We start from the raw sequence: 16,560 nt of genomic DNA, 5'->3' as shown, positions 1-16,560 counted from the left end.
ACTGTTCCCTCTTGATAAGCAAGCGTAGCAGGGCAACCATAGCAAAGGCTTCTAAAGCTTTATAAAGGCTTTACGCTCTATTTAAATAACCTTAATCCTTCGCTACTTTGCAGCCACGCATACCATGCTCACACTAGCGATGACTTGAACTATCCATCGCAGAAATAAATTGCTCTTTAGGAACATGGGCGTTCCTAATCATAATGAGATTATCTCTGACAGAATTAATAATGAAGTCATTAATGTAATACCCTTCCGCAAACCTGCTTTCTAAAGTGATCCCTTCCAAAGCCCAGTTGTTAGGGTCAAATCCAATATCGTTAAATTTCTCATTAAATGGGAAAACTTTGTATTCATGCCAAAACTGGCTGCTTACGTCATAAGCCCAGTAATTAACATCAGCAATTCGCTCTCCATCTAAGCAAAGCCACCAGCCGAACACCCTTCCAAAGTCGGTATTATCATAAGGGTGGATGGCTATTTTCTTTTTGAAAAACATTGCGGCATCTCAGTCTGTAATTATTTTTTATCAATATGATCAGCGACCCAGCTAGCACCATAATAACCACCAATGCCAAAAACAATACCGCCAATCAACCCCGTTATGATTAATCCTGGACCCGTTTCTACCCCCGCCGCCGCACCAGCAGTACCACCAAGTGCAAAACCTGCTCTGGCACCAGCCCATCCTCCTGCTTGCCTCACAATTTCTGCGGAAATAGGCTTCACGCTTTTTAGCTTAATAGACTTTTCTGTCGCCTGTTCCAGGTCATAGGCAGTAAACAAGACTCCAACGACACCGACTACCTTTACAACTCGCATTGTTGCCTTCGTGGCGGCCAGAGAGCTTGGAGTTATGATGGCTTCAGGTGGTACTCTTTTACTATGAAGTAGAGTTTCTCCTTCTAGTTCTGTTATGGCATGGATCAACTTATCGATGCGAGGGGCCGTATGAGGGTGAGCTGTTTTATATTCAATCAATGATGCGGCTAGCTCATCAGTGGAAACAATTTTAATTCCTAGTTCATTTAGCTTAGCGATATCAAAGTAAATTTTTTTGCCTAAAAAATCACCTGCACCATGAGGGAAAAAAGAGCTTGTTGAAATATATGGAGATACGTTCCGACCCATAACATGATCTAAAGGTGATAGTGGTACCTCCCATGACTTAGGCATTAAGCCGTACTTTTCCGGGTAGAACTCACCTTTAATTTGTTCCGCTGTTAGTCCCATCTTTTGAAGCTTTGCATAGTTTTCTGGGGAGGCAAGAAAACCTTTTCGCACTAGAAATCCATCCTTGCCGGGCTGCTCAATAATGACAAAATTAAAAGCAATCGCGGGCATGCCATAGCCAGTAATGTCATATGTAGAGTTAGGCGTTTTATTCGTTGTCGTTTTAAAGTCAAAAGCCCCCATTACCACTTCTCCAGAGCAAGTACGCCAGTCAATATATTTAAAGTTTGTGCATCATCTGTATAGATACGCTCACAACAGCCTTCAGCATCGCTAATCCCTTTGTATGCCTTTCCCGCACTGTCGGTGATGTAATACGGAACATAGGGGATGGGGTTATTGTCCAGATCTTTAATTCGCACCTGTTCATCATATTTAAGGACCCTTGCTGCCGCTGCAGTCTCAACTAAAGTCTTTGCCGCTGTTGCCGCTTTACCAGCAGAAGCCGCTCCGCTGCCTTCATACGCACGACCGATTTCTGGCATTGAGGAAATAAGAACAGCGCCGCACGAGGTTTTATGTCCTTCTAATGCCACAGCCTTTCCGCCAACAGCCCAAGTAGGATCTCCCTCAATAATTGGGCAAACGCCGTGTCCTGGAATAGGGCAACTCACCTTATCCCCGAGTAATGCAACGGGTTTACCGAACATATTGGTCGTAGAAGCCCCACTCAGTACAACACCACCGTGGCTGGTTTGATCGCCTAAGCGAATCACTTTTTTCATTAAAACCTCCGTGAATAGCTCAGTACGGCAATCTTAGACGGTGCTTACAGTATTAACAATCAGCAAAGATACCCATTTAGCTCACCCGTAACACCTAGGTTGTGGCTGCGTTTTTCCACGATTGCTAATTGTAAAGTCGATTAAAAGACCCATTCCCCTGTGCCGCTGAAAATAGCGTCATGACTACTCCAGCCCCCCTCCATATTTTTAAGCCCGGCCGTCAAACCGCAATGAGCGGGGTGACGCTGGATTTTACCGACGCAGATATTGCAGCCTGTGCCGCTGCATACGATCCGGCGCTGCATGAAGCGCCGATAGTGATTGGACACCCCAAACATGACGCCCCCGCTTATGGCTGGGTGAAGTCGCTTAGCTCTAGTTCTGAAGGTCTAATGGGTGAGCCGCATCAGCTGGATGTGAGCTTTGCCGAGATGGTGGAATCGGGTCGGTTCAAAAAAGTTTCCGGCTCTTTTTACACCCCCGATTCTGCTAACAATCCTGTGCCCGGTGTGTATTACCTACGCCATGTGGGCTTCCTCGGCGCAATGCCTCCGGCTGTCAAAGGGCTTAAACAAGTCGAATTTGCTGAAGACGAAGATGGCGTGATCGAGTTTGGCGAATTGCCCGCCGGTGCCGTCGCGCGAATCTTTCGTGGCCTGCGTGAATGGATGATTGGCAAATTTGGGCTGGATGAGGCCAATAAAGCCCTGTCGTCATGGGATGTTGACTGGGTGCAGGAGCAAGCCGCCCAGCCCGAACCCGAAATTTCCCCCGCATTTTCCGAACCTACCCCCGTTATCAAGGAGCCTACCGTGACCCCAGAACAAGCCGCTGCACTCGAAGCAGAAAACACCCGCCTGCAGGGGCTGGTGGCCTTTGCCGATGCAGAAAAGAAAAAGCTGCTGGCAGAACAGCGCCACGACGATCACGCCAGTTTTGCCGAAGGGCTAATCGCCGAAGGCACGCTGGCCCCAAAGCATAAAGACACCGTGATTGCGTTGCTGGATTTCGCGGAAGGCGAGCAGGTGCTGGAGTTCGGCGAAGGCGCTGCGAAGCAAGCCCTGCCAACGGCGCTGAAAAGTTTCTTGTCTGAACTGCCAAAAGTAGTGGAGTTCGGCGAGCTGGCCACCAAGGGCAAGGCATCTACGGCAGAAGCAGCGGATGCCGTTGATTACGGTGAAAACGTTGACCCAGAGCGGGCGCAGCTGGATCAAACAATTCGTTCACACATGCGTGAGCACTCGGTGGATTACGCCACTGCGGCGAATGCAGTTATTAAATAAAGGGGTAGGTCATGGGACGTTTATCTAATCTGCGCATTGTTGATCCTGTTTTATCACAACTGGCGCTGGGCTATAGCAATCTGGAATTAATTGGCGAGCTGCTATTCCCCACGGTTGAAGTGCAAAAAGAAGGAGGCAAGATTCCAAAGTTCGGAAAAGAAGCTTTCAAAATCTACAACACCGAGCGGGCCTTACGCGCTAAATCCAACCGCATTAACCCGGAAGGCTTAACCGGCATTGATGTGGTCCTGGATGAGCACGATCTGGAATACCCGATTGATTATCGTGAAGAGCAGGAAAGCGCCTTCCCGCTGCAATCTAACGCCACCTTTGTGGCCACGGAAGGGATTGATCTGCGCCGTGAAAAGATGATCGCAGATATGGCGCAAAACCCTGCCAACTATGCGGCCAGCAATAAGATTGTACTGTCGGGCACTAGCCGCTTTACTGACCGCGTGAACTCCGACCCGATTGGGGTGGTTGAGGCGGGCAAGGAAGCCATCCGCGCCAAGATTGGCCGCTACCCCAACACCATGATCATTGGTGCCTCAAGCCAGTCGGTATTAAAAAACCACCCGCAGCTGCTGGACCGCATCAAGTACTCCATGAAAGGCATTGTGACTGCCGATCTGATGCGAGACATCTTCGAGATCGAAAACATCGGCATCGGCAAGGCGGTTTATGCCAATGATAACGATGTGTTTGCGGACCTCTGGCTGGACAACATCATCTTGGCCTATGTGCCGGGTAAACGCGCAGGCCAGGAGCGCACCCCTTACGAGCCAGCTTTTGGTTACACCATCCGCAAAAACAAGCCGGTGGTGGATACCCGCATGGAAGACGGCAAGGTTGAGGTTGTCCGCTGCACCAATATTTTCCGGCCCTTTATTGTGGGCGCGGAAGCGGGCTATTTGATCTCTGATACGAACGCATAAGGGGGCTGAAATGATAGGTCGATTTTTAGTGATAGGCGCACCCATTTTGCACAATGGGGAGCGCTATGAGCCGGACGATAAAATTGAAATGAGCATGAAAGAAGCCGTCAGCTTACTTGCTTTTTTAGAGCCTGATCACACTTGGCTGCCAGAGCCAGAAGCCGTTATCGTCCCTCCGGCCCTCATCGAAACACCACCTCCGGCAACGGATAGTTTGCCTGCCGATGCCTCAACTGCCCCAGATGCAGAAACGGCAGCGGCAAACAAAAAAGGAGCTAAAGCATGAAAACCGCACAGCCATTAGGTATCACCTCCATTCTGGCCTCCGCCACCTTGCCCCGCTTTCGATTTATTGGTTTTAACGGAGGGCTTTGCGCCGCCAATGCCAAAGCACTGGGGGTAAGCGATAGCGATGCCGATAGTGGCCAGCAAGCGGGCGTGATGTTCTCTGGAATTGGGTTGGTTGAAGCGGCGGCCAGCATTGCACAGGGGGCATCGCTTGTTTCAGATGCTGCAGGTAAAGCCATCACGGCTACCGTGTTTTCTGCCACGGTGCCAGCAGGTGGCACGGCTGTGACCTCTACCAGTGCAGGCCCTGCCATGACGCTGGCCGGTAGTGTGTTGCCACAAAGTATCAATGGCTATGCACTGGACACCGGTGTGGCGGGCGACATCATCCGCGTTATGGTGATCTAAACCATGCGCTACTGCACCCTGGCTGAATTGCAGCTGGCCATCCCGCTGCAAACGCTCATTGCGCTGAGCAATGATGCTCAGCCAGATCTGAGCTATGGCGGCACCACCGTGCCGTTGCAGCTGGTGATGGAGGTGATTGAAGATAAGGTGCAGCAAGCAGAGGAAGTGGTGGACGCGCATCTGCGCGGCCGCTACACCTTGCCGCTGCTGCCTATACCTTCGGTGATTAAGGATCTGACCATCAAGCTGGCCCGCCATGAGTTGTATGCCCGGCGGCCAGAGGGGGGCGATTTACCTGATGCAGTTACGCGTACTTATAAAGCATCAATGAGCATGCTGGAGCAGATCCGGGATGGCAAGCTCACCATCGGCATTCCGACGGGTGAAGCGGCACCCGAGGCGGGAGAAATGAAGGTGCGCACGCGGGAGCGCCGCTTTAATAACAATGTGCTGGATCGTTACTGATGGCCAGCACCGTTGAAATACTGGATGCCATCGTGCAGCGCTTGCGTTTGAAATTGCCCCAGCTGGTCGTGGAGTATTTCCCAGAAAACGCTAAAAACTACACCTTGAATCATTCGCTGGGCGCATTGCTGGTGAGTTATCTGGGTAGCCAGTTTGATGACACTGCGGATACGGGGTTTGTGGCCCAACCCCGCACCATTAAGTTGTCGATCACGGTGGTGGTGCGTCAGCTCAATGGCCGAGGTGGCGCAATTGAAGTATTGGATCTGGCCCGCCGTGCCGTGGTGGGTTTCAGACCACCAGACTGCAAAAAAATACGTGCGGTCAGTGATAAGTTTTTAGGCCAAGCAAGTGGCCTTTGGCAATACGCCTTAGATATTTCCACAAGCGGCATGCTGGTGGAAGACGAAGAAGTGGGTACTGAACACCCATTAATTGCAGTGAATAACGAGGAGGCACCATGAAGAAGTATTTATATAAAGGCCCAAGCTCTGGTGTCACCTTGCGTGATGGGGAGATTGAGACTGAAATCATGTTACATGACGGTGCAGAGGTGGATCTGCCTGAGGGGCATGAATACACCCAAACACTGCTGGCGCTAGGCCACCTTACCGCCGTGATTGAAAAACCGGCCAAGGCTAGCAAGACCGCTACCACTGCAGAAGGAGTGTAATCATGGGTTATTTACACGGTGTAGAAACGATAGAGCTGGAGCGCGGCCCGCGCCCGGTCTCTACCGTTAAAAGTGCAGTGATTGGGCTGATCGGCACAGCGCCCATTGGGCCAGTGAATACCACTACCCTTAGCCTGTCTGAAAAAGACGGCGCAGCCTTTGGCCCACAGCTACCGGGCTTTACTATTCCGCAAGCACTGGATGCCATTTATGACTTCGGCACGGGCACGGTGCTGATCATCAATGTGCTTGATCCTGCCGTGCATAAAACCAATATTGTGGGTGAGTCTGTTGCACTGAATACAAGCACCGGCATCGGCCAGACCAGTAAGCCTGCTTTATTAAATGCCATTGTAAAAAGCGGTGATAACGTCACCACTTATGTGGCGGGTACGGATTATTCAATCGATCTTGTATTCGGCACCATCACCCGCATTAAAACCGGCGCAATCCCCGCATCTCCACCGCCGCTAAAAGTGACTTACGACTACGCCGACCCGACTAAAGTCACGTCTGCAGACATCATCGGCTCGGTGAATGCGGCTGGCCAGCGCATCGGCATGAAGGCGTTGAAAGACACTTACAATTTGTTCGGTTTCTTTGCCAAAATCCTGATCGCCCCAGCGTTTTGCACACAAAACTCAGTGTCGGCTGAGCTGATTGCGATGGCGGATCAGTTGGATGCAATCACTTATATTGATGCGCCAATTGGCACCACATTCGCCCAAGCACTCGCAGGCCGTGGCCCCAGCGGCACGATCAACTTCAATACTTCAAGCGATCGCGCTCGGCTTTGCTATCCACACGTTAAGGTTTACGACCCAGTGCTGAAGGCCGAACGGCTGGAACCCTTGTCCTCTCGCGCCGCTGGCCTACGAGCCAAGGTAGATCTGGATAAGGGTTTTTGGTGGTCTAGTTCTAATCAGGAGTTGTTGGGCATTACCGGCGTAGAGCGCCAGCTTTCAGCGATGATTGACGACCCATCATCAGAAGTGAATATGCTCAATGAAGTAGGCATTACCACGGTATTTAATAGCTACGGCAGCGGCCAGCGCTTATGGGGCAATCGCACCGCCGCTTTCCCTGTAGTCACGCATATGCGTAATTTTGAAAATGTGCGCCGCACCGGCGATATGCTCAACGAAAGCCTGCGCTACTTTAGTCTGCAATATATGGATATGCCGCTGAACCAGGCATTGATTGATAGCCTAGTCGAATCCGCCAATAGCTATGGCCGCAAGCTGATTGGCGATGGGGCACTCATTGGATTTAAGGCATGGTTTGATCTAGCCAGAAACCCGCAAACCGAGCTGGCCGCCGGGCATTTACTCATCAGCTACAAATACACCCCGCCACCGCCAATGGAGCGACTGACGTTTGAAACCGAGATCACCTCGGAATACCTGCTCACATTAAAGGGGGCTAAATAATGTCCAGTATCGAAGTCAACCGCATCACCAACGCCAATATCTATGTGAATGGCAATTCACTATTGGGTAAGGCGGAAGAAATCAAACTGCCGGATGTCACCGCTATCATGCAGGAGCATAAAGCGCTGGGCATGGTGGGTAAGATTGAGCTGCCTGCTGGCTTTGAAAAACTGGAAGGCGAGATTAAGTGGAATTCGCTGTATAAAGACGTGGCCAAAATTATGGCCAATCCTTTTAAGACCGTACAACTGCAATGCCGCTCAAACGTAGAAACCTATAACAGCCAGGGCCGCATAGAGGAAGTAGCGCTGGTGACGTTTTTAACCGTCAGCTTTAAAAAGAACCCGCTGGGCACATATAAACAGCATGATAACGCCGAATTTCCCGCCAGTTTTTCAGCGACCTATATTAAGCAAGTCATAAATGGTGAGGAAATTTTAGAGCTGGATTACATGGCCAACATCTTCCGCGTGAATGGGGAGGATATGCTGGAAACTTACCGGCAGAATATTGGCGGCTAGTGTTGGTAACGCTTTAATGCTTAAGCCCACTTCGGTGGGCTTTTCCTTTTCTAAACTGCATTAACTGACTCCTGCTGCTACCTCCTGCAAAATCCTTTGTGTTTAGTTACGCCATCACTCCGGCTAATTCACTCACACAAAGGGCATCCCATGAAAATCACATTACGTTTTCCATTTACCACTGCTGCTGGCATTCGCATTGAGTCGCTGGAATTGCCACGCCCTAAGCGTAGCGATTTAAAAGCAGCACAAAAATTTAGCAATGATGCGATTGATCAGGAGGACTTTTTGTTTTGCCGCCTTACTGGGCTGGTGGTGGAAGACCTTGATCAATTGGATGTGGCAGACAATAAGGCGCTCTCCGATGCCTTTCAGGCCATGGTTGGTGGCGGAGAAGTCGCTGAGGTCGCTGGACGAAGTGTTGTTGCTGGTACTGCGGATGCCGCCGTCTGAAATTGATGGCCTAGAAATGGATGATTATTTTTTCTGGGTAGAGGCTGCCGAGCGTGAAATAAAGCGCCGTAGTCAAAGCTAAATAAGGGCGTCAGCATGGCTGATTTACTCGTTGGGATTAGGATTGGAGCCGCGCTGACTGGGTCATTTCGGGCGGCATTTGCCGGTGCGCGAGGCACGCTTGACCAACTGGGGCAAACAGTTGATCAAGTGCGTACCCGGCATGCCCGGCTTGGTGATGCAATGGCTCGTGCCGCAACTCACCCTGCTCGTAATGTGGATGCCCTGCGTCGCCAGTATGAGCGGCTGGGGCGAACGCTAGAACAACTACGAATCAAGCAAGAAAAACTCTCGGCCAGCTTAGAGCAGGGGGCGGTCTTAAGCGCCGCCAGGTCTGAGCTAAATGGTGAGGCGATGGAGGCCTTGGCTGTGGGCGGTGCGGTGGCTTTGCCCATCGCGCAAGCCATCGCATTTGAAGACGCCATGCTGGGTGTGGCGAAGCAAGTGCAAGGTGCCCGTGATGATGCTGGCAAACTGACCCCGCTGTATTTTGAAATGGGCCATTCCATTCAAGCATTGGGCCGCAGGATTCCCTTAGTCACCAATGAAATTGCCAAGCTGGTAGAGGGCGGTGCTCGCATGGGGGTGCAGGGTAAAGAAAACCTGCTGATCTTTGCTGAGCAAACGGCCATGATGGCCAGCGCTTTTGATATCCCGACAGAGCAAATCGCTGAAAGCATGGGCAAAGTTGCCACGCTTTATAAAATCCCCATTCCTGCGATTGGCAAGCTAGCCGATACCATTAATTATTTAGACGACAACACCATTACTAAAGGCGGCGACCTGATTAATTTCATGGAGCGCACCGCTGGCGTGATTGCAATGGTAAAGATGTCAGCCAAAGAGGCCGCAGCGCTTGGTAGTACGTTCTTAACGCTGGGGGAAACACGAGAAACCGCATCAACGGCCGTCAATGCAATCATTGGTACTTTTGCTTCTGCTGAAAGCGGCACTAAGGCATTTAGATCTGCGGTGCGAGAGCTGGGTTTAGCGCCTATAGGTTTGCAAAAAGGCATGCAAACCGATGCGATGGGTACCTTGATTAAGGTTTCAAATGCCATTGCAAAACTGCCCAAAGACAAGCGCGTTGGTGTCATGATCGACATGGTAGGCAAAGAGCATTTTGATACATTCTCTAAGCTCGTAGATAACCCTTTGGAGCTGGCTAAACAGCGGCAACTGGCGAATAGCCCGAAAGCGCAAGGCTCAATGCAAAAAGAGATGAATGCCCGCAAGGATACGACCTCGGCTCAATGGTTGATGTTCCAAAACCGCCTCTCGGAGCTGACGGTTAATCTGGGTACCATCCTTTTGCCAACGATTAATCAAATCATGGGTGGCATCGGCTCAATGGTGAGCAAAATGGCGGATTGGACACGGGCGCATCCTGCTGTTACTCATGCGATTGTAGGCACAGTGGCCGCTTTGGCAGGGTTAAAAGTTATCAGCTTCGGCATTCGTTATGCTGTGAATGTGGTGATGTCGCAATTCAATGCACTGCAAACCATTTTCAATACCATCACCGCCAAGTGGACCCAGCTCGTGGCGCTGTGGCAATCCGGTTATTTTTCGCCGTTGATTAGCAGGCTGGCGAGTATCGGCAATTCATTACGTGTTGGATTTCAATTGGCACTGCCGTGGCTCAGGCAGGCGGGAATGATGTTGCTGCGCTTATCGCCCATCGGGCTAGCGCTCTCGGTGGTTGGCTTGCTGATTTATAAATATTGGCAACCGATTAAGGGTTTCTTTATTGGGCTATGGCAGGGCTTATCTAGCGTGGCTGGCCCCGCGTTGAAGGCGCTGATTCAAAGCGTTACATCGTTTGCTAAATCAGTATGGGCACTCATCTTAGCCATCCCCGGTGTGGGCGTTTCGATTCGGATGATAGGCATTGTCGCCAAGCCCATTTTCAATGTCATCATAGTTGGCGTACGGACTGCCTATACATGGTTTAAAAAACTCATCGCGCCGATTGATGATGTGGGTGGAAAAGCCCAGAACATGGGCCAAATGGTTGGCGTTGCATTAGGTGGAATCGTTAAAGGGCTATTTAGTTTACCGACACAATTTTTCAAATTCGGCGGCGACATTGTTGATGGCTTAGTGAATGGCATTAAATCCAAGCTGGGTGCTGCCGAGCACACCATTACCCAGTTCGGTCAAAATATTAAAGGTTGGTTTGCCAGCACCTTGGGCATTCAATCACCCTCACGGGTTTTCTTAGGCTTTGGCGACAATATCGCTCAGGGTGCGGCGTTGGGGATTGGCCGCTCAGCCGTCTTTGCTACCCGCGCAGTGGCTGCAATGGCGCAGGCCAGCGCCACGGCCTGGGGCAAACCAGAATTAGCATCGCCTTTTGTGGATGTTGCCAACCGCGTGGCCAGCGTGGTGCCTCGCTCATCCGGCCATGAAGGGCCGAACTCGTCCGGCGGAATGACGGTGCATTTCTCCCCACAAATCACCGTACAAGGTGGCGATCCTGCTGCGGTGCAAGGCCAAGTGAATCAGGCTTTGCAATCCGCATATCCTGAGTTTGAAAAAATGATGAAGCGCTACGAGAGTAATAAAAAGCGCGGCAGTTATGGGGGGAATGCCTGATGTTCGCCATTCTCGGCAGCATTGAATTCGACCTCATCACCTACTTTGATGGGCTAGAGATTAGCTACGGCGCGGACTATGCCGAGCACGCACTCATTGGGCGCAAGCCTCGGCTGCAGCATGTTGGCGATAAGCTGGACGAGATTAAAATTGATCTGGTTTTTCATGCCAGCTATTGCAGCCCAGAGGCCGAACTGCTGCGCTTACGCAAGGCGGTGACGGCACATGAGGCGATGTCATTTGTGCTGGGCAATGGGGATTACAGGGGGCGTTTTGTTATTACGAATATTATTTCTACCGGCCGCCAGACAGACAAAACGGGCAGCATGATTGCGCTAGATGCCCAGCTGGCCTTGCGAGAATACACGGGCGATCCAGCCACACCTCGCCCCGTGGCGGTAGTGAGTGCAGGCAGCCCGCTGCCGCTACAAAGCAAGATTGCACCTGCACTAGCCATTCCGAAGATTAGCCCACTGGCTCAGGCGGTGAGCACAGTTAAAGGGGCATTGAGCATGGTGAGCAAAGCGCTCTCTGCCGTGGCCGCTGTGAAACAACTGGCTAGCACAGATCCCCTTACTGCGTTGGCACGCCTTCCTGGCGTGGGGACTGTCGTTGGTAATGCTTTGCCAGGGCTAGGGGCGGCCGTTGAACAAATGGGAGCGCTCAAAAACATCGCCAGCGTGGCGACCGATGCGGCGCAAACCGTGCAGCGGGTTTCGCGGATGCGTGGGGAGATAAGCAGCCTTACGCAAAACATGGCCAGCGCCAACGCAGGCAATTTGCTCTCTGTTTTAACGTCTGCAAACGGCACAATTCAGCGGGTGGATAGCGAGATCCAAGGCGTAAATCTGCCGCTAGCCCGAATGACGGCGGCGGCAGTCACGCGGCGGGTGGGCGCATGAATCTGACCCACATCACCACGGATGGCGATCGCTGGGATTTGCTAGCGTGGCGCTATTACCGCGATGTATCGCGTATCCCTCTGCTGATTGATGCCAACCCGCATATTGCGATTGACGAAGTACTCACCAGCGGGCAAACCGTCATCGTCCCCCTTGTTGAGGAAGAAGTAAGCACAGAGGAGTTGCCACCGTGGAAGCGCTAAACACTGTACGCACCCCCGTGTTTGAGCTGAGTTATAACGGCCGGGCTATTTCTCAGGACGTTACCCCTTACGTGAGGTTAGTGGCCTATACCGATCATTTAAGCGGCGAATCGGATAGCCTAGATATTGAGCTGGAAGATTCAGATGGGCGTTGGCTGGGTGAGTGGTACCCAGAAAAAGGGGCGACGTTGGCGTTTAAGTTTGGCTATCAACATCAGCCCTTAGCCTCTGCTGGCCAATTCGATATCGATGAATTAGAGCTAAGTGGGCCGCCATCGGTGGTGCTGATCAGAGCGCTGGCGGCCGGGGTGCAAAAAGCAGTTCGTACCCGTAAAGGCAAAGGCTACGAAGACACCACGCTGGCGGCCATCGCTCAGCGCATCGCCAAGCTGCATAAAATGACGCTGGTGGGCAAGATTGATGCGATTCCGATTGATCGGGTTTCGCAATATCACGAGAGCGATTTAGCTTTTTTGCATCGGCTAGCGGGCCGGTATGGCTACACCTTTAAGGTGACAGAAAATAATACGCGCTTAGTGTTCTGGAAAAATAGCGCTTTGCACTCACAAGCGTCTATTCGCAGCTACACCCCCAATGATTTAGCAGGCTGGCGGTTTAGAGATAAAGTGACCGATGTACCTGCTCGCGTTGAAGTCAAACACCACAATACTAAAACCAAATCCTTGGTCACTGCTGGTGTTAAACATAGCGAGACCACGGTTTCTGGGGCAAGCTCCTCTGGAGAAAAATCCAGCGCTGATACGGTAAAGATAAACCGCCGCGCCCCGACTGCCGCATCGGCACAAGCACAGGCAGGAGCTGAAATGGAGCGGCGGCTATTGGACCGAACCAGCGCTGAAATTAGTTTGGAGGGCGATCCTGCTTTGGTGGCTGGTGTAAATATTGAGCTAAGCGGGTTTGGTCAATTATCTGGCATTTACTTGATTAATCGGGCTACTCACACCATAAGCCGCAGCGCAGGTTATACCGCCGATTTAGAGCTTAAGCGCTCGGCTCCTCTTAGCCCTAAAAAAGCCAAAAAGCATGGATGAGACCTTTGCAGAAAGCGGCGTCACGCTTAAGTTTGGCATCGTGATTACCAGCAAGCCCGGCTTTGCGCGGATTAGCTTGCCGGACACGGACAATATGCAAACCATGTGGCTACCGATCGCTTATCCCAAAACCCAAGATGATCAATGCTACTGGACCTATGACACCGGCGAGCATGTGGCCGTATTGCTGGATGCTCAGGGTGAAGACGGGGTGATTATCGGGGCGATTTTTTCTGATGAAGATACGCCCCCCATTAGCGACCCGAATAAATTCGGCATCCAGTTTAAAGACGGGGCCATGCTGGAATACGACCGGCTAACACATACGCTAAGCATTACCGGCGTATCTAAAGTCATTGTCGAAGCCAGCACGACCATTATCTTAAAGGCCGATAGCAAGGTGACAATCGACTCGCCAGAGGCTGAATGCACGGGTAATTTACTGGTGAAAGGCTTGCTGACTTATCAAGGCGGCATGGCTGGGTCTGGCGGTACGGGTGGCGCTTCTGCCACTATTGCCGGTAATGTTCGTGTTACGGGGGGGGATGTAGACGTGGATGGCGTGAAGGTAAAAGGCCACCACCACACTGAGCACGACGGCTACAGCACTAGCAACGCCAAAGCATAGTCTTAAACCGCTTTAATATCCCTCCTTAAAACATAGCGTCATCATGGCGCTATGAATCTCAAAGACATCTCTTCCCTGCATTGGCAAACCGCCCTCGGCGGTGATGGCATTGTCGAAAATATCGACGATATCCATCAGGCCATCGCCATTATCTTGCGCACCCCGCAGGGAGCAGACCCATTGCGGCCAGAGTTTGGCAGCAAACTCCACGACTATATCGACTACCCGATCCATCGCGCCCTCCCGCATGTGGTGCGCGAAAGCGTGGAAGCGATCGCCCGCTGGGAGCCTCGCGTCACGGTTGAGCGCGTGTCGTTTGAATTAAGTGAACCGGGGCAAGCTCTGGTCAAAGTGTTCTGGCGTTTGCCGGATGGCTTTACAGATCAAACGGCGGTGACGCTATGACGATCGTACCCAAAGTCATCGACGATGATAGCCAAGCCATTACTGCCGAGCTGATTACGGCTTATGAAGCCATGACCGGCAAAACGCTGTATCCCGCGCAAGTAGAACGCTTGTTTATTGATTTGATTGCATACCGTGAAACATTGTTACGCAGTGCAATCAATGATGCCGCCCGGCAAAATCTGGTGGCGTTTGCTCGCGGCCCGATGCTGGATTATTTGGGCGAGCTGGTGGGGGTAAGCCGCTTGCCTGCCCAGCCAGCACAGGCCATTGTGCGCCTGACCTTTGTTACCCCCTTAATTGCGGTCTTACTTATTCCAGCAGGAATACGGGTGCAAACCGCTGCAGGGCTACAGTTTTACTCGCTGAACGAAGTCATGCTGCCGCTGGCCAGTACTTATGCGGATCTGGCCGTCGCTGCGATGGAGCTAGGCACGGCAGGCAATGGCTATGTTGCTGGGCAGGTGAACGGCTTGCTGGATGCGATCGGGGTTGAAGTGAGCAGCGTGGCCAATTTAGCCGTTACATCTGGCGGGGCCGAGGTCGAGAGCGATGATCGCTTGCGCGAGAGCATTAAGCTGGCCCCTGAGGTGTTTAGCGTGGCGGGCAGCCGCTTGGCTTATCGCCAGCATGCGATGCGGGCACATCAGGACATTATCGAAGTGGCGGTGATTTCGCCTGCACCTGGCGAAATCCGGCTCTACCCGCTGCTTAAATCCGGTCTGCCAACCCCTGCTATTTTGACCGCTGTGGCCGAGAAATGCTCGCATGAGAAGGTGCGGCCGCTATCGGATTCTGTGCTGGCGCTCTCGCCGGTTGAGCGCTCCTATACGCTCTCTGCTCAGCTGGTTTTATATAGTAGTGCCGATGCAGCGGCTGCTCTGGCCAAGGCACAAAAGCAAGCTGCGCTATTTGTAGCCACGCAGTCGGCGGCCTTAGGGCGAAATATTGTACCCACGCAAATTATGACCATCTTATCCGTGCCTGGTGTTTATCAGGTCACGCTGCTATCGCCCACTTTGTTAGAGGTGGGGGAATACGAATGGGCACATTGCACCGGGATTAACATTCAGCTGGTGGGGGTGAATGATGGCTAATGCTACGCCGCCAGTCCTCGCAATTGATCCGCGCTTTGGCCCACTGGCCCAGCTCTCTGAGCGCTTAACCGGCCTTGATATCTCGCGTGTGTTGGTTAATTTGGTCGATCTGGCTGAGCCTTCGGTGCTGCCGTTTTTAGCCGATCAATTCCATGTGATGGGCCATCACGGCTGGAGTGCGGCTTTGAGCGATGAGTCACGCCGTGAGCTAATCAAGTCCGCGATTGAACTGCATCGTTATAAAGGCACACCGTGGGCGGTAAAGCAGGCACTCAGCAATCTAGGCTTGGAGCAGCTCACCCTGATCGAGCGCCCAGCTGGGGCACACTGGGCCGAGTTTGATATTGATATCACCGTGAGCACTCGGCCGGTTACGGCAGAAATTTACCCGCAAATGACGGCACTGATTGATACCTACAAGCCCGCCCGCTCTCACCTGCGGCGCTTGGTGGTTTCGCTGGCCACGCGCAATGCTATGCAGGCAGCGGCAGTGACCTTTGGCGGTGACACGATCTCGATTCAACCGTATCAAATCAGCCTGATTACTTCCCCCTCTGCATCACGCTTGGCCGCCATTCGCCAGCATGACTGGGGCACGATCACTATTTACCCGAGGACATCATGAGCACTTTTTATACGCTGCTAACCAATATCGGGGCAGCTGAATTTACCAATGCTCAGGCGGGCGGCACCAATGTCAGCTTTACCCATATTGCCCTAGGCGATGGTAATGGTGCGGCAGTTACGCCGTCCGAATCCGCCACGACGCTGACGCATGAGGTGCACCGGGTACCGATTTCTAGCGTGACCACCGATGTTAATAACCCGAACTGGCTGGTGATTGAAGCCGTGGTGTTGAGTGCCGTGGGCGGCTGGACAGTACGGGAAATCGGTCTAATTGGCGGGCAAGGCGGCGGCAAGCTTATTGCCTTTGGCAATTTCCCGGATACCTATAAGCCGGTGCTTGCAGAGGGCAGCGCCCGCGATCTGGTAGTGCGCATGATTCTGCAGGTGGGTAATGCATCGGTGGTGCAGCTGACGGTAGATCCATCAGTGGCTGTGGCAACCAATCAATCCATTGTGAATGCCGTTGCTAATCATGTGCAAAACCCCGCAGCCCATCCTGAGTATGTAAAAACATCGGATTTAGACACTTTGCTTGGCCGTGCCCGGCGTCACTTTTTTGCTAGTTTCTAGGAGG

22 protein-coding genes are annotated in these 16,560 nt (G+C 52.2%); 19 read left to right on the top strand and 3 right to left on the bottom strand.

What is annotated here, in order from left to right; all coding sequences use genetic code 11:
* Positions 1-133 precede the first annotated feature (133 nt).
* From ACFQNF_RS05620 to ACFQNF_RS05610, 3 genes are read right to left on the bottom strand one after another with little or no spacing between them, the layout of a single operon-like run.
* Complete coding sequence (locus ACFQNF_RS05620; protein ID WP_380186783.1) at positions 134-499, bottom strand: hypothetical protein; 366 nt, start codon at positions 497-499, stop codon at positions 134-136.
* Between the two features lie 20 nt (positions 500-519).
* Entirely contained in the window at positions 520-1,416 is an 897-nt protein-coding gene (locus tag ACFQNF_RS05615) for a hypothetical protein (RefSeq protein ID WP_380186781.1), read from the bottom strand.
* Positions 1,416-1,958, bottom strand: coding sequence for a PAAR domain-containing protein (locus ACFQNF_RS05610; protein ID WP_380186779.1), 543 nt, complete (start codon positions 1,956-1,958; stop codon positions 1,416-1,418). Before ACFQNF_RS05610 ends, ACFQNF_RS05615 begins: the two co-directional genes overlap by 1 nt.
* A 179-nt stretch (positions 1,959-2,137) precedes the next feature.
* Here ACFQNF_RS05610 and ACFQNF_RS05605 point away from each other — a divergent pair, with 179 nt between their 5' ends.
* From ACFQNF_RS05605 to ACFQNF_RS05515, 19 genes are all read left to right on the top strand, one after another.
* Entirely contained in the window at positions 2,138-3,241 is a 1,104-nt protein-coding gene (locus tag ACFQNF_RS05605) for a peptidase (RefSeq protein WP_380186777.1), read from the top strand.
* 11 nt (positions 3,242-3,252) lie between these two features.
* On the top strand, positions 3,253-4,176 hold the full coding sequence (locus ACFQNF_RS05600) for a major capsid protein (protein ID WP_380186775.1): 924 nt from the start codon (positions 3,253-3,255) through the stop codon (positions 4,174-4,176).
* 10 nt (positions 4,177-4,186) lie between these two features.
* On the top strand, positions 4,187-4,462 hold the full coding sequence (locus tag ACFQNF_RS05595; protein WP_380186773.1) for a hypothetical protein: 276 nt from the start codon (positions 4,187-4,189) through the stop codon (positions 4,460-4,462).
* A complete protein-coding gene (locus ACFQNF_RS05590) occupies positions 4,459-4,872 on the top strand; it encodes a capsid cement protein (RefSeq protein WP_380186771.1) in 414 nt (137 codons plus the stop codon). The genes ACFQNF_RS05595 and ACFQNF_RS05590 overlap by 4 nt, the downstream gene beginning before the upstream one ends.
* A gap of 3 nt (positions 4,873-4,875) precedes the next feature.
* Entirely contained in the window at positions 4,876-5,337 is a 462-nt protein-coding gene (locus ACFQNF_RS05585) for a gp436 family protein (RefSeq protein ID WP_380186769.1), read from the top strand.
* Positions 5,337-5,801: a Gp37 family protein gene (locus ACFQNF_RS05580; RefSeq protein WP_380186767.1), complete on the top strand. Its 465-nt coding sequence runs from the start codon at positions 5,337-5,339 to the stop codon at positions 5,799-5,801. Before ACFQNF_RS05585 ends, ACFQNF_RS05580 begins: the two co-directional genes overlap by 1 nt.
* Positions 5,798-6,010 carry a hypothetical protein gene (locus ACFQNF_RS05575; protein WP_380186766.1) on the top strand — a complete coding sequence of 71 codons (213 nt, stop codon included), beginning with the start codon at positions 5,798-5,800 and terminating at the stop codon, positions 6,008-6,010. Before ACFQNF_RS05580 ends, ACFQNF_RS05575 begins: the two co-directional genes overlap by 4 nt.
* A 2-nt stretch (positions 6,011-6,012) precedes the next feature.
* Positions 6,013-7,440 carry a phage tail sheath subtilisin-like domain-containing protein gene (locus tag ACFQNF_RS05570; RefSeq protein WP_380186764.1) on the top strand — a complete coding sequence of 476 codons (1,428 nt, stop codon included), beginning with the start codon at positions 6,013-6,015 and terminating at the stop codon, positions 7,438-7,440.
* Positions 7,440-7,961, top strand: a complete 522-nt coding sequence (locus ACFQNF_RS05565) for a phage major tail tube protein (protein WP_380186762.1) — start codon at positions 7,440-7,442, stop codon at positions 7,959-7,961. The genes ACFQNF_RS05570 and ACFQNF_RS05565 overlap by 1 nt, the downstream gene beginning before the upstream one ends.
* 150 nt (positions 7,962-8,111) lie before the next feature.
* Complete coding sequence (locus tag ACFQNF_RS05560) at positions 8,112-8,414, top strand: phage tail assembly protein (RefSeq protein WP_380186760.1); 303 nt, start codon at positions 8,112-8,114, stop codon at positions 8,412-8,414.
* Positions 8,415-8,510: 96 nt separating this feature from the next.
* Positions 8,511-11,072, top strand: coding sequence for a phage tail tape measure protein (locus tag ACFQNF_RS05555; protein ID WP_380186758.1), 2,562 nt, complete (start codon positions 8,511-8,513; stop codon positions 11,070-11,072).
* On the top strand, positions 11,072-11,974 hold the full coding sequence (locus ACFQNF_RS05550) for a phage tail protein (RefSeq protein WP_380186756.1): 903 nt from the start codon (positions 11,072-11,074) through the stop codon (positions 11,972-11,974). Before ACFQNF_RS05555 ends, ACFQNF_RS05550 begins: the two co-directional genes overlap by 1 nt.
* The gene (locus tag ACFQNF_RS05545; protein WP_380186754.1) at positions 11,971-12,177 is read left to right on the top strand and encodes a tail protein X; all 207 of its coding nucleotides are present in this window, start codon (positions 11,971-11,973) and stop codon (positions 12,175-12,177) included. The genes ACFQNF_RS05550 and ACFQNF_RS05545 overlap by 4 nt, the downstream gene beginning before the upstream one ends.
* Positions 12,165-13,229 carry a phage late control D family protein gene (locus ACFQNF_RS05540; RefSeq protein ID WP_380186752.1) on the top strand — a complete coding sequence of 355 codons (1,065 nt, stop codon included), beginning with the start codon at positions 12,165-12,167 and terminating at the stop codon, positions 13,227-13,229. Before ACFQNF_RS05545 ends, ACFQNF_RS05540 begins: the two co-directional genes overlap by 13 nt.
* On the top strand, positions 13,222-13,857 hold the full coding sequence (locus ACFQNF_RS05535) for a phage baseplate assembly protein V (RefSeq protein WP_380186750.1): 636 nt from the start codon (positions 13,222-13,224) through the stop codon (positions 13,855-13,857). The genes ACFQNF_RS05540 and ACFQNF_RS05535 overlap by 8 nt, the downstream gene beginning before the upstream one ends.
* A 51-nt stretch (positions 13,858-13,908) precedes the next feature.
* On the top strand, positions 13,909-14,262 hold the full coding sequence (locus tag ACFQNF_RS05530) for a GPW/gp25 family protein (protein WP_380186748.1): 354 nt from the start codon (positions 13,909-13,911) through the stop codon (positions 14,260-14,262).
* Positions 14,259-15,359, top strand: coding sequence for a baseplate assembly protein (locus ACFQNF_RS05525; protein WP_380186747.1), 1,101 nt, complete (start codon positions 14,259-14,261; stop codon positions 15,357-15,359). Before ACFQNF_RS05530 ends, ACFQNF_RS05525 begins: the two co-directional genes overlap by 4 nt.
* Complete coding sequence (locus ACFQNF_RS05520; protein ID WP_380186745.1) at positions 15,349-15,984, top strand: phage tail protein I; 636 nt, start codon at positions 15,349-15,351, stop codon at positions 15,982-15,984. Before ACFQNF_RS05525 ends, ACFQNF_RS05520 begins: the two co-directional genes overlap by 11 nt.
* The gene (locus ACFQNF_RS05515) at positions 15,981-16,556 is read left to right on the top strand and encodes a phage tail protein (RefSeq protein WP_380186743.1); all 576 of its coding nucleotides are present in this window, start codon (positions 15,981-15,983) and stop codon (positions 16,554-16,556) included. The genes ACFQNF_RS05520 and ACFQNF_RS05515 overlap by 4 nt, the downstream gene beginning before the upstream one ends.
* Positions 16,557-16,560: the final 4 nt, after the last annotated feature.

The organism is Iodobacter arcticus (assembly GCF_042664895.1).
Lineage (GTDB): Bacteria > Pseudomonadota > Gammaproteobacteria > Burkholderiales > Chitinibacteraceae > Iodobacter > Iodobacter arcticus.
This window is presented reverse-complemented; position numbering and strand designations above follow the sequence as displayed.